The following is a 21,683-nucleotide window of genomic DNA, read 5'->3' on the forward strand; positions in this document are numbered from 1 at the left end:
ACGGGACCGGCGCGGATGCGTCCGGCCGATGCGAAGGAAGACCATGAAGCAATTCGTTCTCGCCAGCCTGTTCGCGGGGGCCGTCGCGGTCCCGGCCATGGCCGATTACACCATCATCGCCCCGGCCAACCCCGGCGGCGGATGGGACCAGACCGCCCGCACCATGCAGACCGTGATGCAAGAGGAAGGCATCTCGAAATCGGTGCAGGTGCAGAACGTGCCCGGCGCCGGCGGCACCATCGGCCTGGCGCAATTCGCCAGCCAGAACAAGGGCAACCCCGATACGCTGATCGTCGGCGGCTATGTCATGGTCGGGGCGATCCTGACCAACAACTCGCCCGTCTCGCTCAAGGACGTGACCCCCATCGCCCGGCTGACCGGCGAATACGAGGCGATCGTGGTTCCCGCCGCCTCGCCCATCCAGGACATCGCCGGGCTGATCGAGGCGCTGAAGGCCGATCCCGGCGCGGTCAGCTGGGCCGGCGGCTCGGCCGGCGGCACCGACCATATCGCCGTGGGCCTGATCGCCAAGGCGGCCGGCGTCGATCCGACCAAGATCAACTACATCGCCTATTCCGGCGGCGGCGAGGCCCTGGCGGCGATCCTGGGCAACCAGGTGACGGCGGGCATTTCCTCGCTGGGCGAGTTCGAGGCCCAGATCCAGGCCGGCACGCTGCGCCTTCTGGCCGTGACCTCGCCCGAGCGGCTGGAGGGCGTCGATGCGCCCACCCTGCAAGAAGCCGGGCTGGACGTGACGCTGGAGAACTGGCGCATGGTCGCCGCCGCGCCGGGCCTGTCGGACGAGCAGAAGGCCAAGGTCACCGCCGACATCGAGAAGATGGCCAAGTCGGAAAACTGGCAAAAGCAGCTTTCGGACAAGGGCTGGATGGACACCTACCTGGCCGGCCCGGACTTCGAGGCCCAGCTTGAACAGGACGTCACTTCGACCGAGGCGATCCTCAAGGACATCGGTCTGGTGAAATGAGCGGCAACCGCCACGAACCGCCGCGCCGCCGTGATACGGCGGCGCTGATCATCGCCGCCGGGCTGGTGGCGGTCGGCGGCGTGATGCTGTGGGACAGCGCGCGCCTGGCCGACCTGGGCGGCTATTCCGGCGTGGGCCCCGCCAGCGTGCCGCGCGTCGTCGGCTTCGCGCTGATCGGCCTGGCCGCCTGGACCGCCATCGAGGCGCTGCGCGGCGATTTCCCCCAGCGCCCGCCGCAGAACGCCGTGCCGGTCCTGTGGATCGTCGCGGGCCTGGCCGCGCAGCTGATGCTGCTGCATGTCGCGGGCTTTTCCATCGCCACGGGCATCCTCTTCGCCTTTACCGCGCGGGCCTTCGGCAAGCGCAACCTGGCGATGACCATTCCCATCGGCATCGTCTTCGCCTTCGTGGTCTGGGCGATCTTCTCGCAACTTCTGATGCTGCATTTGCCCGCCGGGCCGCTTGAGCATCTGGTCTTTCCGCGGGGCTGAGCCATGAGCGCATTCGAATTCCTGATGCAGGGGCTCGGCACCGCCGCCGACCCGATGATGCTGCTTTACGCGCTGATCGGCGTGACGCTGGGCACCGCGGTCGGCGTGCTGCCCGGCATCGGCCCGGCGCTGACCGTGGCGCTTCTGCTGCCCGTGACCTACCGGCTGGATCCGGCCGGCTCGCTCATCATGTTCGCCGGCATCTATTACGGCGGCATGTATGGCGGCTCGACCACCTCGATCCTGCTGAACACGCCGGGCGAAAGCGCCTCGATCATCACCGCGCTGGAAGGCAACAAGATGGCCCGCAAGGGCCGCGGCGGGCCGGCGCTGGCCACCGCCGCCATCGGCTCGTTCATCGCCGGGCTGATCGCGACACTGCTGCTGGCCTTCCTTGCGCCCTGGATCGTCAAGGTGGCGCTGGTCTTCGGCCCGCGCGAATATTTCGCGCTGATGGTGCTGGCCTTCGTCACCGTCTCGGCCGCCTTCGGCGATTCGGCGCTGCGCGGGCTGACATCGCTGTTCCTGGGACTGGCCTTGGCCTGCGTCGGCATCGACCAGCTGACCGGCCAGGCGCGGCTGTCCTTCGGCGTGCCCGAACTGCTGGACGGGATCGAGGTGACGACCATGGCCGTCGCCATGTTCGCCCTGGGCGAGGCGCTGTTCATCGCCGGCCAGCGCCTGCAGGTCGAGGACGAGGTGACGGCCGTCAAAGGCTCGATCTGGATGAGCCGCCGCGACTGGGCGCGCTCGTGGAAGCCCTGGCTGCGCGGCACCTTCATCGGCTTTCCCATCGGCGCCATGCCGGCGGGCGGGGCCGAGATCGGCACCTTCCTGTCCTATGCCACCGAGAAGAAGCTGACCAAGCATCCCGAGGAATTCGGCAACGGCGCCATCGAGGGCGTCGCCGGCCCCGAGGCCGCGAACAATGCCAGCGCGGCCGGCACGCTGGTGCCGCTGCTGACGCTGGGCCTGCCGACCTCGGCCACGGCGGCGATCATGCTGGCCGGCTTCCAGCAGTTCGGGCTGCAGCCCGGCCCGCTGCTGTTCGCCACCAACCCGACGCTGGTCTGGGGGCTGATCGCCAGCCTGCTGATCGCGAACGCCATGCTCCTGGTGCTGAACCTGCCGCTGATCGGGCTGTGGGTGAAGCTGCTGACGGTGCCGAAGCCCTGGCTTTACGCCGGCATCCTGCTGTTCGCGACGCTGGGCACCATCGGCGCCAACCCCTCGGCCTTCGAACTGGGGATGCTGCTGGGCTTTGGCGTGCTGGGCTATGTGATGCGGCTTTTCGGCTATCCGATCGCGCCGATCGTCGTCGGCCTGATCCTGGGCCCGATGGCCGAGCAGCAGCTGCGCCGGGCGCTGGCGATCAGCCAGGGCGACTGGACGACGCTGGTGCAATCGCCCATCGCCGCGGTGCTTCTGGGCATCGCCGCACTGGCGCTGATCGTGCCGCTGATCCTGCGCGCCCGCGGCAAGGGCGAGGTGCTGAGCCAGCTGGCCGGCGAAGAGGACTGACCCGCCGCCCGGCCCGACAAGGGCCGGGCCCGCCATGTGCTGGCGTCATGGCCGCCTTGCCGCTTTGCCGCGTTGCAGAAAGGCTGGGCGAAGCCCATCTGTCTGTCATCGACATGTTCGATGAAACCTAGAAGACAGGCAGAAAAATGCACCGCGCTTATCATTCCCTCACCTCGGCCCTTTCGACCCTGCGGGCCGCCATCGCCGTCGCCTCGGCGGCCGAAGCGCACCGCCGTCCCGCCGCAGCCGACCTGCGCCGCCTGGGCATCGACGAGACGAAATTCGCCGCGATCCACCTCTGATCCGGGTCGGGCAGGCCGCGCCTGCCCCTGCGTCGAAACGCCCCTGATGCGTTTCGGCGCTTTTATCGGGATACCGTCAGGATTTTGTCTATATAGTCTGCTTCGTAGATACGCGAATCAGTGCAGACAGGTATGGAAAGAAACGACAGGCGGCGACCGGCACGAAAAATTCCCGCACCCTCGACTGACCTGCGCGGCGGGTGCGGTTCTGCATGGGCATCCTGATCGTTTCGATGCTGGTGGCGACGCTTTCCGCCCTGGCAGGATGCCTGTTCGGAATTTGCGGCCTGGTCAGCAGCCTGGCGCTCTATGCCGGATCGGGCGTGGCGACGGTCTTCGTCCTGGCCCTGGCGCGCTGCAGATCCGATACGGGCTGACGCCGGCGCCTTACGAACAGGTCAGGCACCGGCATGCGACTGCCGCGCACCCGGTGCATCAGGGGCGCGCGGCACAGGCTGGTCTACCACAGATGACGGCGCAGCGCGTCGCCTTCCTGCGAGGGGGCGGCCGCATCGCTGCGCGTGTCGGCCACGCCGATGTCGCGCAACAGATGCTCGGGCAGGTCGGCCAGCGCCTTGCGCGTCGCCGGATGATCCAACGCCGCCATCCGGTCCAGGCAGGGCGATAGGCTGGGCTTATCGCCACGCAGCATGGCAAACAGCCGCGACAGGATCGGCAGGAAAGGGCGTTCACGGTCGCATGCAGGATGGTCGGACATTTCAGCCCTCCTTTCAGTGGTCATGGTTGATCCATGACGCGATCATGCTAGTCTGGCGCCGGCTTGACCAACAAAGCCTCGGCAAGCACCCATAAGGCAGCCTTATGTCCATCCCCCCTCTCGCCGCCCTGCGCGCCTTTGAGGCGGTGGCGCGTCACCTGAGCTTTACCCGCGCCGCCGAGGAACTTGGCATGACCCAGGCCGCCGTCAGCTACCAGATCCGCCTGCTCGAGGAACGGCTGGCGACGCCGCTGTTCCTGCGCAAGCCGCGCGGCATCGTGCTGACCGAGACCGGGGCGCTGTTCGCCCGCCCCACCATCGACGCCTTTGACATGCTGCGCGAGGCTTATGCCGACCCTTCGGCGGATTCGGTCTCGACCCTGTCGATCTCGACCGTGCCGACCTTTGCCGGGGCGTGGCTGTCGCCGCGGCTGGGCAAGTTCCAGATGAACCACCCGAACCTGGCGGTGCGGCTGGAGACCGCCGACAACCTGGTCGATTTCGGGCGCGAGGACATCACGGTCGCGATCCGCGCCGGCGAGGGCGGCTGGCCGGGCCTCGAGGCGCATTGCCTGATGCCCATCGAATACACGCCCATGCTGTCGCCCGAACTGGCAAAAAAGCACGAATTGCGCGAACCGGCCGACCTGCTGAAGCTGCCGCTGCTGGACCGGGTGGACCCGAACTGGGCGGTCTGGATGCGCGAGGCCGGCGTCGATTTCCGGGAAATCCCGCCCAAGCCCGGCCTGACGCTTTCGACCGACCTGCACGAGGCGCGGGCGGCACTGGAGGGTTATGGCGTCGCGCTGCTGACGCCGCGCTTCTTTCGCTTCGAACTGGCGACCGGCGGGCTGATCCAGCCCTTCCCGCTGGTGGCGCAGAACGGTCGCAGCTATTGGCTGGTCTATCCCACCGGCCGCCGCAACCGCCCCAGCATCCGCAAGTTCCGCGCCTTCCTGCTGGACGAGATCGCCCGCGATCCCGGCTAGGCCGGCTGCCCGCGCGGCATGTCGGGCAGCGGGAAAATCCGGTCATAGGCGATGTTGAAGACGAAGTTATAGACCAGGTAGAAGGCCACGATGAACAGGTCGAGCAGCAGCGTCTGCCACAGCGTCATGCCCAGGTACCAGGCCATCGGCAGCAGCAGCATGACCAGCAGGCCGCCCTCGAACAGCAGGGTATGCAGCAGCCGGTGATGCAGCGCCTTGCGGGTATGGCCGTGCAGCCAGCGCATCGCATGGTCGAAGCCCAGGTTGAAGACAAAGGTCCAGACCGTCGCCAGCGTCGCCGCCCCCACGCCCACCACGCCCATGTCGAGCAGCGGCTTGCCGTAAAGCCAGGCCGTCGCCGGGGTGATGATGGCCAGTCCGATGGTCTCGAACATCAGCGCATGCCGCACCCGGTCGGGGAAACTGCGCATCGTCATGGTCCGAATCTTTCCGTTGTTGCGTGTTGCGCCGTTTCTATCTTGATTCTCAGCAGAGCAAAGTTAGCTTCCATCTGAAAACGAGATGGATCGATGACCGTATCGCTGGACCAGCTGGAAGCTTTCGTCGCCGCCGCGCAGCACGGCTCGTTCTCGGCCGCGGGGCGGGCGCTGCGCAAGGCGCAATCCGCGATCAGCACCCAGGTCTCGAACCTGGAGGACGACCTGGGCGTCGCGCTGTTCAGCCGCAAGGGGCGCAACCCGGTGCTGACCCCGGCGGGCGAGCGGCTGCTGGCCGAGGCCAGGGTGGTGCTGGACCGCCGCGAACACCTGATCGGCGTCGCCGCCAGCCTGACCGCGCATGTCGAGCATCGGCTGGCCGTCGCCATCGACGAGCTTTACCCCGAACAGCCGCTGGCCACGCTTTTCGCCGATTTCGCCGCGCATTTCCCGCATGTCGAGCTGGAGCTGCTGTTCCCGATGATGGAGGACGTCAGCCGGCTGGTGCTGGACGGCAAGGCCGACATCGGCGTGATGTGGCGCCAGGAAATCCTGCCGACCGAGATCGCCTTTCACACCCTGGGCTGGGTTCCCCTGAAGCTGGTCTGCGGCAAGGACCACCCGCTGGCGAACACGCTGGTCGATTGGGAGGAACTCAAGCGCCACCGCCAGCTGATGGTGGCGGTGCGCAGCGAGGGGCCGGAAAAGCAGCGCCTGCGCACGGCGGCCGAGGTCTGGTGGGTCGAAAGCCACTGGGTGATCCTGCAAATGGTCCGGCAGGGCATCGGCTGGGCGCTGGTGCCGGACCATATCATCGACAACTCTCCGGTCCGCGACGAGCTGGTGACGCCGCCGCTGCAATTCGACGGCGCCGACTGGCCGGTGGCGCTGGAACTGGTCTGGCACAAGCAGCGCCCCAGCGGCCCCGCCGCGCGCTGGCTGCGCGAGCGCTTTGCCGCCATGCGCATCAACGGCCTGCCGGGCCGGGACGCGGTCTAGCGGCCGCGACGGCGGCGCGCGCCCGGCAATCCCGATAAAAACCCAAGGTCAAAGCTTGACCCCGTCCCCGCCGGGCATTTACCTGCGCCCGACGATCCGCAGGAGGCAGGCATGTTTGGCAGATTGATCGCAGCGACCGCAACGGCGCTTGTCCTGGGGGCCGCGGCCTGGGCCCAGCCGATGACCATCGCCCATTCCCAGGGCGAAACGGTCCTGCCGGCGCCGCCCGAAAAGGTGCTGATCCTGGACATCAACGCGCTGGATATCGCCCATGCCCTGGGCGCACAGCCGGCCGGCGTGCTGGGCAGCAACCTGCCGGATTACCTGCAGGATTATGCCGACCCCCTGCCCAAGGTCGGCACGATCTTCGAGCCGGATTACGAGGCCATCGCCGCCTCGGGCGCCGCGCTGATGATCGTCGGCACCCGCACCGCACCGGCCTATGCGGAAATGTCGCGGATCCTGCCGACCGTGGACCTGAGCCTGGGCGACGACCTCTTCGCCTCGGTCCGCGGCAATGTCGAGACGCTGGGCCGGATCTTCGGCAAGCCCGAGCAGGCGGCCCGGATGGTCGAGGCGCTGGACGCCAAGATCGCGCATCTGAAGGAAATCGCGCCGGGGGCCGGGACCGCGCTGATCCTGGTCACGAACGGCGGCAAGCTGGGCGCCTATGGGCCCAAGTCGCGGGTGGGCTGGATCCACAGCCAGCTGGGCTTTGCCACCGTCGCCCCGGACATCGACGACCGCTTCCACGGCGGCGACGTGATCTCGTTCGAATATATCCTGGAACGCGACCCCGACTGGATCTTCGTCATCGACCGCGATGCCGGCGTGGGCGAGGCGGGCGCGGGCGCCCGCGCCGCGCTGGACAATCCGCTGATGGCGCGGACCAGGGCGGTGCGGGACGGGCATGTCGTGCATCTGGACCCGCATGCCGCCTATATCGCCTTCGGCGGCTATACCGCGCTGAACCGGCTGCTGGACCAGTTGACCGAGGCGCTGGCGGCGCGATCCTGAGATGTCCCGGCTTGCGGCAGCGGTGGCCCTGACCGCCGGGCTTGCGCTGGCAAGCCTGTTCGTCGGCGTGTCCCATGTCAGCCTGCGCGGCATCCTGGCGGGGCAGGAGCTCGACTGGCTGGTGCTGGTCGAAAGCCGGCTGCCGCGGATGCTGGCCCTGCTGCTGTCGGGCGCCTCGATGGCGATCGCCGGGCTGCTGACGCAGATCGTGATCCGCAACCGCTTCGTCGAGCCGGCCAATACCGGCACGATGGAATCGGCGGGGCTGGGGCTGCTGGTGATGACGCTAGTCGCGCCCGGCGCGCCGATCATCGCCAAGATGACCGCCGGCGCGGGCTTTGCCATGGCGGGCACGGCGCTGTTCCTGGCCATCCTGCGCCGCGTGCCGCTGCGCGACCCGATGCTGGTGCCGCTGGTCGGCATCCTGCTGAGCGGGGTGATCTATGCCGGCACCGCCTTTGTCGCCTATCGCTTCGACCTGATCCAGACCGTGCTGGCCTGGACCCAGGGCGACCTGTCGGGCGTGCTGCGCGGCCGCTATGAACTGTTGTGGCTGGGCGCGGCCATGGCCGCCCTTGCCTGGCTGGCCGCAGACCGCTTTACCGTCGCCGGGCTGGGGCGGGACATCGCCAGCTCGCTGGGCCTTGCGCATGGGCGGGTGGTGGCGCTGGGGCTGGCCATCGTCGCGCTGGTCACGGCGGTCGTGGTGGTGACGGTGGGGATGATCCCCTTCCTGGGGCTGATCGTGCCGAACATCGTCAGCCTGGCGCTTGGCGACAACATGCGCCGGGCGGTGCCCTGGGTCGCGGTCTCGGGCGCGGCGCTGGTCCTGGCCTGCGACATCCTGGGCCGGGTGATCCGCGCGCCCTACGAGGTGCCGCTGGGCACGGTGCTGGGCGTGCTGGGCAGCGGCGTCTTCCTGGTCCTGATCCTGCGGAGCCGCGACCGTGCCGCATGAGCGCCGCGCCAGGCTGGCCCTGCTGGTCCTGGGCCTGCTGGCCCTGGGCGCGATCCTGGCCTTCATGACGCTGGGCGCGCGCGGCAACTGGGGCTTCGTGCTGCCGTTTCGCGGCAGGAAACTGCTGGGCCTGCTGCTGGTCGGCCATGCCGTCGCCTGCTCGACCGTGCTGTTCCAGACCGTGACGGCGAACCGCATCCTGACCCCGGCGATCATGGGCTTCGATTCGCTTTTCGTGCTGTGCAGCACCGTGCTGGTGGCGCTGTTCGGCTCGGCCGCGGTGGCGGGGCTGGACCCGCGGCTGGTCTTCGGCCTCAACGTCATGCTGATGGTCGGGGCCTCGATGGCGCTTTACCTGTGGCTTTTCGGCGGCGAAGAGCGCAGCCTGCACCGCCTGCTGCTGATCGGCGTCGTCTTCGGCATCTTCCTGCGCATGCTGGCGGAATTCGTCCAGCGCCTGCTGGATCCGAACGAGTTCATGGTGCTGTCCGACATGCTGTTCGCCAGCTTCGGCACCATCCCCCCGACGCTCCTGGGCATCGCCGCCGCCGCGGTCGCGGGGGTGACGCTGTGGCTGGTCCCGCGCCTGTCGCGGCTGGACGTCATCGCGCTTGGCCGGCCGGTGGCGGTGAACCTGGGCATCCGCTGGCGGGCCGAGGTGCTCTCGGTGCTGGCGGCGGTTTCGGTCCTGGTCGCGGTCTCGGCGGCGCTGGTCGGGCCGGTGCTGTTCTTCGGCCTGATCGCGGCCAGCCTGGCGCATCTGGCGGTCGGGCAATCGGCGCATCGCTACCTGCTGCCCGCCGCCTCGCTGGTCGGCATCATCATGCTGGTCGGCGGCCAGACCGTGCTGGAGCGGGTCTTTGCCTTCAACACCGCGCTTGGCATCCTGGTCGAATTCGCCGGCGGCATCACCTTCATCGCGCTATTGATCGGAAAGGGCCGCCGATGATCGAGATCAGCAACCTCTGCAAGAGCTATGGCGCGACACCCGTGCTGCACGACGTGTCGCTGAGCCTGCCAAGGGGCGGGATCACCTCGCTGATCGGGCCGAACGGGGCGGGGAAATCCACGCTGCTGTCGCTGATCGCCCGGCTGATCGCGCCGGATTCGGGCAGCGTGACGGTGGACGGGCTGGACGTGACCCGCGCGCCCGGCCCGGTGCTGGCGCGGCGGCTGGCGATCCTGCGGCAGGAAAACCACCTCGTCGCCCGGCTGACCGTGCGCGAACTGGTGGGCTTCGGCCGCTTCCCGCATTCCGCCGGCCGGCTGACGCCCCAGGACCGCGCCGCCATCGACCGGGCGCTGGACTATCTGGAGCTGGCGCCGCTGGCCGACCGCTTCATCGACCAGCTGTCGGGCGGGCAGCGCCAGCGTGCCTTCGTCGCCATGGTGCTGGCGCAGGACACCGACTATCTGCTGCTGGACGAGCCGCTGAACAACCTGGACATGAAGCACGCCCAGGCGATGATGCGGCTGCTGGCCAGCGCCGCGCGGGAACTGGGCAAGACGGTGATCGTGGTGCTGCACGACATCAACTTCGCCTCGTGCCATTCCGACCGCATCGTCGCCATGCGGCAGGGCCGCATCTTCGCCGCCGGCACCCCGGCCCAGATCGTCACCCCCGACCTGCTGGGCGAGCTTTACGAGATGCAGATCGCCGTGCGCGAGATCGACGGGCAACGCATCGCGCTTTTCTACGAATGAGTCTAAACATGCAGTTGCATGTTTAAGCCGGAACCGCTATCCGGCGGTGGAAAAGCCAGGGCCGCGGGCCTCAGCCAGCCTTTCCCGGAACGGAGCTTGCTGATGGCCGCACCCTTTTCCCCCCGCCTGATCATGGCCGCCACCGCGGCGCTTGCCCTGCCCGCCGCGGCCCAGGAGACGGCAGAGACCGTGGTCCTGCTGGACCCGATCACCCTGCAGGCGCTGGATGCCGACGGCAGCGCCGCCGACCGCGGCGCCAGCCAATATGTCGCTGCGGCCGAGCTGGAGCGGGCGCGGATGGGCGATCTGAAGGATCTGTTCACCGGCATCGCCTCGGTCTCGGTCGGGGGCGCGATCCCGGTGGCGCAAAAGATCTTCATCAACGGCGTGGACATGCTGAACCTGTCGGTGACGGTGGACGGGGTCGAACAGAACAACCGCGCCTTCCACCATGTCAGCGCCAATGCCATCGACCCCGGCCTGCTGAAATTCGTCCGCGTCGATGCCGGCGTGGCGGCGGCGGATGCCGGCCCGCATGCCGTCGCCGGCGCCGTGGTGATGGAGACGGTGGACGCCGCCGACATCCTCGAGGACGGGCGCAGCTTCGGCGGCAACATCCGCCTGTCCTATGGCGACAACGGCCGGACCTTCGGCCGTGCGGCGACGCTGGCCGGGCAGGCGGGCGGCTTCGAATGGCTGGGCTATCTGAAATCCGCGACCGGCGACGACTACAAGGCCGGCGGCGGTGACAGGATCACCGGCTCGGCCGCCGACCTGCAAAGCGCGCTGCTGAAGCTGGCCTACGAGACGCCCGATGGCCACCGGATCGAGCTGTCCGGCCAGCGGCTGCACGACGATGCGCTGCGCCCCTATCGCGCCAACATCGGCCATATCGAGGGCGGCCGCCCGATCCCCGAGCTGCGCCGCTACGACACCACCCGAACCAGCTGGTCGCTGTCCTATGAAAACACCCAGGCCAGCGGCTTCTGGGATCCCCGATTCGTCATCGGCCGCTCGGAAAGCCGGGTGCACGTCGACCAGCCGACCGCTGCGCCGCCCTATGTCAGCAAAGGCGACAGCGACACCTTCTCGGCCAAGCTGGAGAACCGCTTCCACCTGAACGACGCCGACAGCGTGACGGCGGGGATCGACTGGTACGACCGTTCAAGCACCTACAGCGATCCCGCCAGCGCGCTGGACGAGAACGCCCGCAACATCGGGCTTTACGCCCAGGCCCGGCTGGAGCCGGTCGAGCGGCTGGACCTGTCCTTCGGCCTGCGCTGGGACCGGCAGGAGTTTACCGGCACCAGCGGCTGGAGGGACCGGAACGCCGGCTTCAGCGGCAATGCCTCGGTCGCCTATGGCGTCACCGATGCGCTGGTGCTGCGCGCCGGGGCCTCGACCGTCTTCGGCGGCATCGCCATCGAGGACAACTACATCTTCAACGGCGCCTGGGACTACGACGTGCTGCGGCCGGCGCGCGCGCGCAACTATACGCTGGGCTTCGACTATCAGGCCGGCGACCTGCGGCTGGATGGCGAGCTGTTCCTGACCCAGGTCGACAATGCCCGCGGCGGGGCCTATGCCGGCATCGAGAATTTCGACTTCGAAAGCCGGGGCTACAACCTGGGCCTGGGCTATGGCTGGGACGGCGGCTATCTGCGCGCCAGCATGTCGGACAGCCGGGTCAGCGTGAACGGCGACCCGGCCTCCAGCTACCAGGCGCTGGATTTCGGCGCACCGCTGGGCCGGGTGTTTTCCATCGAGGCGCAGCACACGCCGCTGGGCAGCCCCTTCACCTATGGCGGCAGCATCGAGGCGGCGGCGAAATACGACCGCATCGAGGGCGATTCCGACCGCACCATCCCCGGCTATGCCGTGCTGAACCTGTTCGCGGAATATGCGCCGACCGCGGTGCCGGGGCTGGTGCTGCGGGCCGAGGTCGCGAATCTCTTCGACAAGGATTACGCCGACCGCGCCACCTATGGCGGCGACTATGCCACCGTCACCCCGCTGCGCGAGCCGGGGCGCACCCTTTCGCTGGTGGCGACGAAACGGTTCTGACGGGCCGTCCCGCCGGTCAGCGGTAAAGCCGGTTCAGCACCCGCACCAGGTCATAGGCCTCGTCCGTGGTCAGGGCGGGGGCGAAGGCGGAGCGGATCTTGTCGGCATAGATCTGCCAGATCCGCGCCGGCAGGCCCCTGCCCGCCTCGGCGATGTAAAGGATCTGCCCGCGCCCGGCGCCACCCGCCGCGGCGCGCCGGATCAGGCCCGCCTTCTCGATCCGGGCGACATGGCGCGACAGCGCATATTGCGGCACGAACAGCCGCCGCTCCAGCACCTGCATCTGCACGCCGGCCTCGCCCGCCTCCTCGGTGGCCAGCAGGATCTCGTACCAGATCGGGTCGGCGATGCCGACCTCGCGCAGCGCCTTCTCGATCTGCGGCATCAGGGTGCGATGGATGCGCAGGATGGCGAAGAAGACCCGGTTATAGGCGGTCCGCGGGTCGTCGTCGCCGAATTGCGGCTGGGCGTCGGAGTTGGTCGTCACGGTCAGGGCAAGCTCCCGGAGGAATGGCGTCGGCTGCCCCTGCCTAGTCGAGAACACGGGGCCATGCCAACCGCCCCCTTCCCGCGCCGGGCCCGGCCCGCGGGCGCCCGCATCACCCCTGGCCCGTCGCCTGCCGCCGCGCCGCAAAGGCCGCCTCCAGCCGCTTGCGGTGGGCGCGGGGCACGGTGACGGTGGTCCCGTTCCACAGCGTCAGCAGCAGCCGGCTGTCGGGCAGCGGCGCATGCTCGACGATGGCGTCGTAGCTCAGCCAATAAGAGCGATGCACCCGCATCCCCGCATCCTCGGGCAGTTGCGTGACCGCGTCCGACAGGCGATAGCGCACCAGCACCTCCTGCTCCTTGGTGACGACGCGGATGTAATGTTCCTCGGCCCGAATCAGCCGCAGGGCGGTGATGGGCCAGCTGTAGCTGCCGAATCGCACCGCGCGGGGCGGAGGCGGCACCGGCGGCTGCGGCGGCCGCGGCGGCTGCCGCAGTATCGGCACCGGCAGGTGACGCGTCATCGGCGCCGGCAGCGGTGCAGCCTGCGGCGCCGCGGGCGGCTGCGGGGCGGGCGGCTGCAGCACGACCTGCGGCGGCCGGGGCAGCGCCTCGGCCGGGTCGGCCGCGACCCGCAGCTCGGCCGCGGCCGGCGCTTCGCGTTGGGACTGGAGCTGGGTGGCCTGGATGAAAACCTTTGTATGCGGCAGCACGAAGATCGAGAACAGGATTTCCAGGTTCAGGATGACGAAATAGATCAGCACGAACTCTTCCGTCAGCGGCCTGAAGTTGGACCAGACCGGGCCGACCATGATCGGGTTGTAGACCCGCGCGAATCCCAGCGTCGCCAGCAGGGCGATCAGGGTGATCAACGGCACCGGCACGATCAGCCGCGGCCAGCGGCGGCAACACTTTTCTATCAGCAGCAATGTCCCGACCAGGATGCAGTAAAAGAACAGGGCCATGGCGGAAAACACGATCACGAACTCCCACCACGGCGGCGATGGCTGAAGCTGCACCGGGTAAAGATAGGTGATCAAGACGCTGGAAATCCCAAAATAGATCAGGAAATGACGATCTGTCGTTATACGCCTGATCTGGGACGACGTCAGCGGAAGCCTGCGTCCCGTCACCAGGACCAAATCGATTCGAGAATCGGCCGAGCGACGGTTTCGCAGGTTCCCTGCCGATTGATCGGAATTCGGCATATCTGTCGTCTCCCGGTCCGTTTTCTTGTTAGCCATGGGCTGGCTGTTTAACCATTTTGCGCCAGCACTCAACCTGTGGGCAGATTCTCTCGGGGGATAAGGCGGGGTTTGGGCCGGTTTCGCCGGGGGATTCGCACCCGATCCACCGGCAACAACCTTGTTTGAAGGCAATGAGTTGGGCATTTTTTACCAGGATATACCATTTCACGCCACGCCAACTGTAGCAGAAGAGTCTTTATTTCCCGTTACTGTCATTTCATGACAATCGAACTGTAATCGGCGACATTTTATCCATTCGGTATGTCGATCCACGGCTTCACGCTGGGAAGGCCGTCCCCCCTCCGCTAGCAAGTTCTCATCTAAAGCTGGGCGCATCCCGAGTGCGGCCAGCTTTCACCGTGAAACCTGGTCGGAGCCTGCTGTGTCGGAAATTGGTGTTCGTTTCATGATTTTCGGGCAGCCCGCCCTTTCATTCCCCGCTGTGCGCGCGCCCGCACTCGGCCGTAACCGTGCCTGGAGTTAAGAGTATGCCGAACGATATTGCGAATAACCCGACCCCCAACACCGTGACCGGTACCAGCGGCAACGACTTTAACATCGAGCCGGGCTACACCGACGCCCAGGGCAATACGGTCCACGGCACCAATCCGAACCATATCCAGGGCCTCGGCGGCAACGACAGCATGATCGGCGGCGGCGGCGGCGACTATCTGGACGGCGGCGAGGGCACGGACACCCTGCGCGGAGGAAGCGGCAACGACACGCTGATCGGTGGCGAACACTCCGACGACTTGCATGGCGATGACGGCGACGATTGGCTGGACGGCGGCAGCGGCGATGACATGCTTGCAGGCGGCGCCGGCGACGACGCGCTGTACGGCGGCAGCGGCAAAGATTCGCTGTACGGCGGTGCGGGCACCAACCTGCTGGACGGCGGCGAAGGCGACGACCAACTCCATGCTTCCGAAGAAGGCGTGTTCAGAAACAACACCTTGCTTGGCGGGTCTGGAAACGACACGCTGACCGGCACTGGGTTGATGGACGGCGGCGAAGGCAATGACGTCGTGATGGGCATGGGTACATTGCGCGGCGGGGACGGCAATGACTCTCTTATGGCCACGGGCGACGGCAACAGCGTGCTGGAAGGCGGCGCGGGCGCCGACACCTTCAACGGCGGTACCGGCCATGATCGCTTCATCGTCGATGCCGGCGGCGACCTGATCCAGAATTTCAACACCCTGGACACCTATTTCGACGGAGATCCGACCAACAACGACTATGTCGACCTGACGCCCTGGTACAACCATGAGACGCTGGCGGCCTGGAACGCTGCCAATCCGGGACGGACCTATGCTACGCCGATGGAATGGCTGATTGCCGACCAGGACGACGACGGCGTCCTTCAGGCGGTCGGCGGCCTGCGCATTCAATATGCCGGCCAAGCGGTCGCCGGCGTCCGGCTGCAAACCGAATACACCGGGGTTTCGACCAGCGACGGCAAGACGGCGACCGACGGCGACGACCTGCTGATCGGCGGGCCCGGCGACGATTACCTGGATGGCGGCAAGGGCAATGACACCCTGATCGGCGGTGCCGGCCACGACACCCTGCTCGGCGGCGACGGCAAGGACACGTTGTTGGGTGGCGAGGGCGACGACTCGCTGGACGGCGGTCTGGGCAACGACTCGCTCGAAGGCGGCGAGGGCAACGACACCCTGCTCGGCGGCGAGGGCAATGACAACCTGTGGGGCGGGGCCGGCGACAACCTGCTGGAAGGCGGGGCCGGCAACGACCTGCTGGAAGGCGGCGGCGACAACGACACCATGCATGGCGAGCTGGGCAACGACCTGATGGACGGCGGCGCGGGCGACGACATCGTGCGCGGCGGCGACGGCGACGACACGCTGACCGGCGGGCTGGGCGATGACTCGCTGACCGGCGACGCAGGCCACGACAGCCTCGACGGCGGGGCCGGCCATGACACCCTGACGGGCGGCGACGGCAACGACACCCTCATGGGCGGCGAGGGCGACGACTCGCTCGATGGCGGTGTCGGTGACGACTCGCTGGAAGGCGGAGACGGCAACGATACGCTGCTGGGCGGCGACGGCAAGGACACGTTGTTGGGCGGCGAGGGCGACGACTCGCTGGACGGCGGTCTGGGCAACGACTCGCTGAACGGCGGGCTGGGCGACGACACACTGCTCGGCGGCGACGGAAACGACACCCTGATCGGCGGAGCGGGCAATAACCTTCTCGAAGGCGGTGCTGGCAACGACATCCTGTTCGGCGGGGACAGCAACAACACCCTGATGGGTGGCGAGGGCAACGACATCCTTAGCGGCGGGGACGGCGACGAATCGCTGGACGGTGGCGAGGGCAACGACCTCATGTCTGGTGTTGCCGGCAACGACACGCTGAACGGCGGGCTGGGCGACGACACGCTGGCCGGCGGCGCCGACGATGACCTGCTGGAAGGCGGGGAAGGCAACGACCGTCTGGCGGGCGACTCTGGCAATGACACGCTGCATGGCGGCGACGGCAATGACTACCTTTCCGGCGGCTCCGGCGACGATTCGCTCGACGGCGGCGAGGGCAAGAACACCCTGGTGGGCGGCGCCGGCCACGACACGCTGATCAGCGGCAACGACGACGACCTCCTGGAGGGCGGCGAGGGCAACGATTACCTTGATGCCGGCCATGGCAACAACCTCATCGATGGCGGGGACGGCGACGACTACCTGATCGGCCGCTCGGAAAACGACACGCTTTACGGTGGCGCCGGCAACGATACGCTGCTTGCCGGCACCGGCGACGACAGCCTGGAGGGCGGCGAGGGCAACGACAGCCTGGAAGCCAGTGCCGGCACCGACACCCTGCTGGGCGGCGGGGGCAACGACACGCTGCATGGCGGGGCCGGCGACGACCTGCTGGATGGTGGGGCCGGCGCCGATAGGCTGACCGGCGGCCAGGGCATCGACCGCTTCGTCGTCGATGCCGGGGGCGACGTGATCACCGATTTCGACGCCAACACCGGCATGGGCGACGGGCAGGCCAACAACAACGAATTCGTCGATCTTGCCGCCTTCTACAACGAGACCACGCTGGCCACCTGGAACGCCGCCAATCCGGGGCAGACCTACAAGAACGCCCTGCATTGGCTGCGCGCGGACCAGGGCGACGGTGTGCTGGATGCGGTCGGCGGGCTGCGCATTCTGGACGGCACCGGCAATGCCGTCCAGGCCGACAAGCTGACCACCGAGAACACCGGCGTCGTCTGCTTCCTGCGCGGCACCCTGATCAAGACCGAGGATGGCGAGGTTCCTGTCGAGAAGCTGGAACCGGGCATGAAGGTGATGACGCTGGACCACGGCTACAAGGAGCTTTCCTGGATCGGCAAGCGCGTGCTGTCGGCCGCGGAACTGGCCGAGCAGCCCAAGCTGCGCCCGATCCGCATCCGCGCCGAGGCCCTGGGCGAGAACCTGCCTGAGCGCGACCTGATCGTCTCGCCCCAGCACCGGGTGCTGCTGCGCTCGGTCGTGGCGCGGCGGATGGTCGGCGAGGCCGAGGTTCTGCTGGCCGCGCGCCATCTGATCGGGCTGGAAGGCGTCGAGGTGGTCGAGGACATGCAGGAGGTGGAATACTGGCACTTCATGTTCGACCGGCACGAGGTGGTCTTCTCGAACGGGGCGCCCACGGAAAGCCTGTTCACCGGCCCCGAGGCGATGAAGGCGCTGGGGGCGGAGGCTCGGGAAGAGATCTTCACGCTCTTCCCGGAACTGGCCGAGCCCGAACGCGAGGTGCCCGTCGCGGCCCGGCTGCTGTTGCGCGGCCGGCAGGGACGGCACCTGGTGCAGCGCTTGGTCGTCAATGGCAAGCAACCGTTCACCTGGGGCAAGGTGGGCTGATGCCGACCGGGGCGCGGGCCCAGCGCCACGCCCCGGACCATGGCGACCTGGCGGTCGGATGGGACGGAAACAACCGTCGCACCGACCGCAAGGCCCTGGCGGTGGCCGAGCAGCGCCGACAGGGCCCCAATCACCGAAGCGGCAGGGGCATCTTGCCGCCTGGACCAGGAAGGCCGGCAGCACCGCCCCGCGCGGGGCGGTTCTGGAGCGGCTGCACCAAAGCGTCACGGTGCGAACCGGCTGCGGCACGCTCCTCGCATCGCCTTGCGGCGGAGACCGGCGCGGCGCGGCAGACCGCGGCTGTCACGGAACAGATCCGCAGAGCCGATACGGAACCGGAGGCCGACATGCTTGCAGAACACACCCCCGTCCAGATCCGCCGCAGCGGGGCCATGGTGCCCGTGCAATCCCTGCGCGCCGGAGATGTCCTTTACGACCCGCTGTCCGACGATCATGTCGAGATCCTGGGCATTTTCGGCTGCTGCTCGCTCGAGGCGCAGGGCCTGCTTTTCGGCGTCGCGCAGGGCCGCCTGGGTCCGGGCTGCCCCACGCGCGGGCTTGCGCTATCGCGGCGCCGGCCGATCCTGGTTCCGGGAGCGCCGGAGGGGAATGAGGACCAGCCCCGCCTTGGCCCGCCGACCGCCCAGCGGATCGGCATCCCGCTGCCAGAGGACGCCATGCTGTTCGCCATCTTTCCCGAACGCGACCGCTTCGTGATGTCCTGCGGGTTCTGCCTGCGCGTCCTGGCGCCCTGTCCATCCCATTTGCATTGAAGGAGCCACCCCATGGAAAAGGTCATGCGCGATGAATTCTGCCGATTCGACAGCGATCACGCGGGCGGCTTTCCGATGGGGACCGTCATCCTTGCGGTTCTGACAGCCCTTGCGGCCGGTGGACTGGCCTGGTGGATGGGCTGGGGGCTGGTATGGATCATCGTCACCTATTGCCTGACCGGCTCGGCGACGTTGGTGGCGCTTGCCTGGCACAACGCGAACCATGTCCCCGGTGATCATGCCGGCTGCTGCGGGCGTCTTTGCGCGGGAGAGGCCGAAGAGCCGGCCCGCCCCGCCGTCGCAGGAAGCCGGTTGCGATAACGCCCCGCAAGCAGGGCCGCGACAGCGGGCGCGCGCCGAGTGCGCAACGATACCGCCTGTTGCCTGGCCCGCCAGACGCGCAACGGGGCGCCCCTTGGCCGTCACCCGCAAGCCCTTCGGCAGCCCGGCCCAGGCGCCGGTCGAAAGGGTCCGCCCAACATCAACATGGCTATGCGGTCCTGCGTGCCGCCGCAGCCGGCGCCGTCGTCGCGGCGGGGCTGCATCCCGCCGCATCGGGCACGCGCGCGCCAAGGGCGATGTCCAGATCTTGCGCCTGGCGAACCGCCGGCGTCCGGGACAGGCGGCGGTCCCTCGCTTTTGCCGGGCTGAAATTTGCGCTGGCGATCCCGGAACTTCATGGGCTCGGCCTTTGCCGCAGCCTGAGTTCCCGGTGAAGGTCGAAGGGCGGCGATCCGCCCTTTCAGCCCCCCGAAGGGCAAGACAGCGATTGCGGGGGCGGCGGTGAAATCATAACATTCCTGCCTATCGACAGGATTGCCTTGGTCTTCGCTCATGACAATATGGACCCCCGACCCCAGCGCCTTGCATCGCCCGGCCTATCTTTCCCTGGCCGAGCAATATGCGCGGGCGATCCGCGACGGCCAATTGCCCGCCGGAACCCGCCTGCCGCCCCAGCGCCGGCTGGCCGACGATCTGGGCCTGTCGGTCCAGACCGTCTCGCGCGCCTATGAGGAGCTGATCCGCCGCGGCCTGGTGGTGGGAGAGGTCGGGCGCGGTTCCTTCGTGCTGCCCCCCGGCTCGGAAAATACCCCGCCCTACCTGGCCGAGCGGCTGGGCGAGCTGGTGGACCTGTCGATCCTCAAGCCCGTCACCGAGCGGATGCATGTCGAGACCTTTCGCGAGGGGCTGCATTGGGTCGCCGAGAACCTGCCCGTCCCGGCGGCGTTGTCGTTCCGGCCGAACTCGGTGCTGCCGCAGCACCGGCAGATCGCCGCGGACTGGCTGCGCCGCAAGGGGATCGAGGCGGCGCCCGAAAACATCACCCTTACCGACGGCGCCACATCCGCCATCACCACCGCGGTGATGAGCGCGGTGCCCGCGGGCGGCACGCTGGCCGCCGCCGCGCTGACCCATCACCTGCTGATGCCGCTGTGCAAATACCTGGGCCTGCACCTGGAAGGGCTGCCGGTGGACGAGGACGGCATCGTGCCCGAGGCGCTGGACCACCTGGCGCGCAAGGGCAGCCTGCGCGCGCTTTACATGCAGCCGGCCGCGATCAACCCCATGGCGATCATGAGCAGCGCCGAGCGGCGCGCCGAACTGGCCGCCATCGCCCGCCGCCACGACCTGCTGATCGTCGAGAACGACATGCTGAACGCGATGATCCCGGACCGGCCGCCCCCCATGGCGGTGCTGGCGCCCGAGCGGGTGCTGCATATCAACGGCTTCACCAAGACCACGCTGCCGGGGCTGCGGGTGGCCTGGCTGCTGTCGCCGCCGCGGCTTGCCTCGGCCACCGCCAACCGGCACCTGGTGACGAACTGGATGGCCACCCCCGCCATGGTCGAATTGCTGAGCCATTGGATCGGCGACGGCACCGTGGACCGGCTGATCCTGTGGCAGCGCGAGGCGCTGGCCATCCGCCATGGCATCGCGCGCGAGGTTCTGGGCGCGGCCCCCTTCCGCAGCCATCCGCAAAGCCTGCACATCTGGCTGGAACTGCCCCCCGGCCGCGACGAAGAGGAATTCGTGGCCCAGGCCCGACAGCGCGGCGTCGCCGTCGCCTCGGGCCGCGCCTTCCGGCTGAGCGAGCGGGGTCGGCGCGACGCGGTGCGAATCGCGCTGGGTTCGACCGGGACGGAAGAGCTGCGCCGCGGCCTTGCCCTGGTGGCCGAAACCCTGGGCGGCAGCGCGGAACCCCTGCTGCCGCTGATTTGACAGGCAGATTGCCCCGGAAAATTGTCATGATATTATTTAAATATTGACCTGATTTAATCTCGCTGCAAAGTTCCTCTGGACAGCAAGGGGGACGCTTTTGGACCAGCCGATCATTCGCATCCAGAACCTGCGAAAGTCCTTCGGGACGCTGACCGTCATCGACGGGCTGAACTTCGACGTGATGAAGGGCGAAAAGCTGGCGCTGATCGGCCCCTCGGGCTCGGGCAAGACCACCATCCTGCGCATCCTGATGACGCTGGAGGACATCTCGGGCGGGCGCATCGAGGTCTGCGGCGAGCCGCTTTACCACATGCAGCGGCACGGCGCCGAGGTGCCGGCGGACGAGGCGCATCTGCACAGGATGCGCCGCCATATCGGCATGGTCTTCCAGCATTTCAACCTGTTCCCGCACAAGTCGGTCTTGCAGAACATCACGCTGGCGCCGATGCTGACCAAGGGCGAGGCCCGCGCCGCGGCCGACAGGCGGGCGCGCGATCTGCTGGACATGGTGGGGCTGGCCGACAAGGCGGATTACATGCCAAGCCAGCTTTCCGGCGGCCAGAAGCAGCGCGTCGCCATCGCCCGCGCCCTGGCCTTGCAGCCGCAGATCATGCTGTTCGACGAGGTGACTTCGGCACTCGACCCCGAGCTGGTCGAGGAAGTGCTGGAGGTGATGAAGCGCCTGGCCGCCGAGACCGACATGACCATGCTTCTGGTCACGCATGAGATGGGCTTCGCCCGTGATTTCGCCGACCGCGTCCTGTTCTTCGACAAGGGCCGCATCGTCGAACAGGGCCCGCCCGCCCAGCTATTCACCGCGCCGCAAGAGGACCGCACGAAGTCCTTCCTGCGCAAGATCATCGCCGCCGGACAGCGCGTGTGATGCCAACCCGACAGGAGAGA

At 68.0% G+C, this 21,683-nt stretch carries 21 protein-coding genes; 17 read left to right on the top strand and 4 right to left on the bottom strand.

The window, feature by feature from the left end:
- The first annotated feature begins 43 nt into the window (after positions 1-43).
- The 5 genes from E3U26_RS07105 to E3U26_RS07125 all read left to right on the top strand — a co-directional run bounded on the left by E3U26_RS07105 (position 44) and on the right by E3U26_RS07125 (position 3,676).
- On the top strand, positions 44-985 hold the full coding sequence (locus E3U26_RS07105) for a Bug family tripartite tricarboxylate transporter substrate binding protein (RefSeq protein ID WP_036749889.1): 942 nt from the start codon (positions 44-46) through the stop codon (positions 983-985).
- A complete protein-coding gene (locus tag E3U26_RS07110; RefSeq protein WP_036749888.1) occupies positions 982-1,476 on the top strand; it encodes a tripartite tricarboxylate transporter TctB family protein in 495 nt (164 codons plus the stop codon). The genes E3U26_RS07105 and E3U26_RS07110 overlap by 4 nt, the downstream gene beginning before the upstream one ends.
- 3 nt (positions 1,477-1,479) lie before the next feature.
- On the top strand, positions 1,480-2,997 hold the full coding sequence (locus tag E3U26_RS07115) for a tripartite tricarboxylate transporter permease (protein WP_116221838.1): 1,518 nt from the start codon (positions 1,480-1,482) through the stop codon (positions 2,995-2,997).
- A gap of 146 nt (positions 2,998-3,143) precedes the next feature.
- Positions 3,144-3,299: a hypothetical protein gene (locus tag E3U26_RS07120; RefSeq protein WP_166435514.1), complete on the top strand. Its 156-nt coding sequence runs from the start codon at positions 3,144-3,146 to the stop codon at positions 3,297-3,299.
- A 212-nt stretch (positions 3,300-3,511) separates the two neighbouring features.
- Positions 3,512-3,676, top strand: a complete 165-nt coding sequence (locus E3U26_RS07125; RefSeq protein WP_157034044.1) for a hypothetical protein — start codon at positions 3,512-3,514, stop codon at positions 3,674-3,676.
- Between the two features lie 83 nt (positions 3,677-3,759).
- On the opposite strand, the gene E3U26_RS07130 is transcribed toward E3U26_RS07125, so the two are convergent.
- Positions 3,760-4,017, bottom strand: a complete 258-nt coding sequence (locus tag E3U26_RS07130; RefSeq protein ID WP_036749884.1) for a DUF1127 domain-containing protein — start codon at positions 4,015-4,017, stop codon at positions 3,760-3,762.
- 104 nt (positions 4,018-4,121) lie between these two features.
- Here E3U26_RS07130 and E3U26_RS07135 point away from each other — a divergent pair, with 104 nt between their 5' ends.
- Positions 4,122-5,006, top strand: coding sequence for a LysR substrate-binding domain-containing protein (locus E3U26_RS07135; RefSeq protein ID WP_036749882.1), 885 nt, complete (start codon positions 4,122-4,124; stop codon positions 5,004-5,006).
- Here E3U26_RS07135 and E3U26_RS07140 read toward each other — a convergent pair.
- The gene (locus tag E3U26_RS07140; RefSeq protein ID WP_499104650.1) at positions 5,003-5,443 is read right to left on the bottom strand and encodes a PACE efflux transporter; all 441 of its coding nucleotides are present in this window, start codon (positions 5,441-5,443) and stop codon (positions 5,003-5,005) included. The genes E3U26_RS07135 and E3U26_RS07140 overlap by 4 nt on opposite strands.
- 93 nt (positions 5,444-5,536) lie before the next feature.
- On the opposite strand from E3U26_RS07140, the gene E3U26_RS07145 reads away from it, so the two are divergent.
- The 6 genes from E3U26_RS07145 to E3U26_RS07170 all read left to right on the top strand — a co-directional run bounded on the left by E3U26_RS07145 (position 5,537) and on the right by E3U26_RS07170 (position 12,185).
- On the top strand, positions 5,537-6,442 hold the full coding sequence (locus tag E3U26_RS07145; protein ID WP_499104651.1) for a LysR family transcriptional regulator: 906 nt from the start codon (positions 5,537-5,539) through the stop codon (positions 6,440-6,442).
- Positions 6,443-6,553: 111 nt separating this feature from the next.
- Positions 6,554-7,459 carry a siderophore ABC transporter substrate-binding protein gene (locus E3U26_RS07150; protein WP_036749876.1) on the top strand — a complete coding sequence of 302 codons (906 nt, stop codon included), beginning with the start codon at positions 6,554-6,556 and terminating at the stop codon, positions 7,457-7,459.
- A 1-nt stretch (position 7,460) separates the two neighbouring features.
- Positions 7,461-8,417, top strand: coding sequence for an ABC transporter permease (locus tag E3U26_RS07155; protein ID WP_499104652.1), 957 nt, complete (start codon positions 7,461-7,463; stop codon positions 8,415-8,417).
- Positions 8,407-9,366, top strand: coding sequence for an iron chelate uptake ABC transporter family permease subunit (locus tag E3U26_RS07160; RefSeq protein WP_499104653.1), 960 nt, complete (start codon positions 8,407-8,409; stop codon positions 9,364-9,366). Before E3U26_RS07155 ends, E3U26_RS07160 begins: the two co-directional genes overlap by 11 nt.
- Positions 9,363-10,121: an iron ABC transporter ATP-binding protein gene (locus E3U26_RS07165; protein WP_449043663.1), complete on the top strand. Its 759-nt coding sequence runs from the start codon at positions 9,363-9,365 to the stop codon at positions 10,119-10,121. The genes E3U26_RS07160 and E3U26_RS07165 overlap by 4 nt, the downstream gene beginning before the upstream one ends.
- A gap of 102 nt (positions 10,122-10,223) precedes the next feature.
- Positions 10,224-12,185, top strand: a complete 1,962-nt coding sequence (locus E3U26_RS07170) for a TonB-dependent receptor plug domain-containing protein (protein ID WP_449043664.1) — start codon at positions 10,224-10,226, stop codon at positions 12,183-12,185.
- A 16-nt stretch (positions 12,186-12,201) separates the two neighbouring features.
- Here E3U26_RS07170 and E3U26_RS07175 read toward each other — a convergent pair whose 3' ends face one another.
- Both E3U26_RS07175 and E3U26_RS07180 read right to left on the bottom strand, forming a co-directional pair.
- A complete protein-coding gene (locus E3U26_RS07175; protein ID WP_036749867.1) occupies positions 12,202-12,672 on the bottom strand; it encodes a MarR family winged helix-turn-helix transcriptional regulator in 471 nt (156 codons plus the stop codon).
- 112 nt (positions 12,673-12,784) lie between these two features.
- Positions 12,785-13,915, bottom strand: coding sequence for a LytTR family DNA-binding domain-containing protein (locus E3U26_RS07180; RefSeq protein ID WP_499104654.1), 1,131 nt, complete (start codon positions 13,913-13,915; stop codon positions 12,785-12,787).
- A 473-nt stretch (positions 13,916-14,388) separates the two neighbouring features.
- Between E3U26_RS07180 and E3U26_RS07185 the strand changes: the two genes are divergently transcribed.
- From E3U26_RS07185 to ehuA, 5 genes are all read left to right on the top strand, one after another.
- Positions 14,389-17,787 (top strand): Hint domain-containing protein, encoded by a 3,399-nt coding sequence (locus E3U26_RS07185; RefSeq protein ID WP_499104655.1) that lies wholly within the window; start codon positions 14,389-14,391, stop codon positions 17,785-17,787.
- A gap of 347 nt (positions 17,788-18,134) precedes the next feature.
- Positions 18,135-18,560, top strand: a complete 426-nt coding sequence (locus E3U26_RS07190; protein ID WP_499104656.1) for a hypothetical protein — start codon at positions 18,135-18,137, stop codon at positions 18,558-18,560.
- A gap of 24 nt (positions 18,561-18,584) precedes the next feature.
- Positions 18,585-18,881, top strand: a complete 297-nt coding sequence (locus E3U26_RS07195; RefSeq protein WP_499104657.1) for a hypothetical protein — start codon at positions 18,585-18,587, stop codon at positions 18,879-18,881.
- 513 nt (positions 18,882-19,394) lie between these two features.
- Positions 19,395-20,780 carry a MocR-like ectoine utilization transcription factor EhuR gene (gene ehuR, locus E3U26_RS07200; protein WP_036749858.1) on the top strand — a complete coding sequence of 462 codons (1,386 nt, stop codon included), beginning with the start codon at positions 19,395-19,397 and terminating at the stop codon, positions 20,778-20,780.
- A 97-nt stretch (positions 20,781-20,877) separates the two neighbouring features.
- Positions 20,878-21,663 (top strand): amino acid ABC transporter ATP-binding protein, encoded by a 786-nt coding sequence (ehuA, locus tag E3U26_RS07205; protein ID WP_499104658.1) that lies wholly within the window; start codon positions 20,878-20,880, stop codon positions 21,661-21,663.
- Positions 21,664-21,683 lie beyond the last annotated feature (20 nt).

The organism is Paracoccus ferrooxidans (assembly GCF_029909815.1).
In the GTDB taxonomy this organism is placed as follows: Bacteria; Pseudomonadota; Alphaproteobacteria; order Rhodobacterales; family Rhodobacteraceae; genus Paracoccus; species Paracoccus versutus.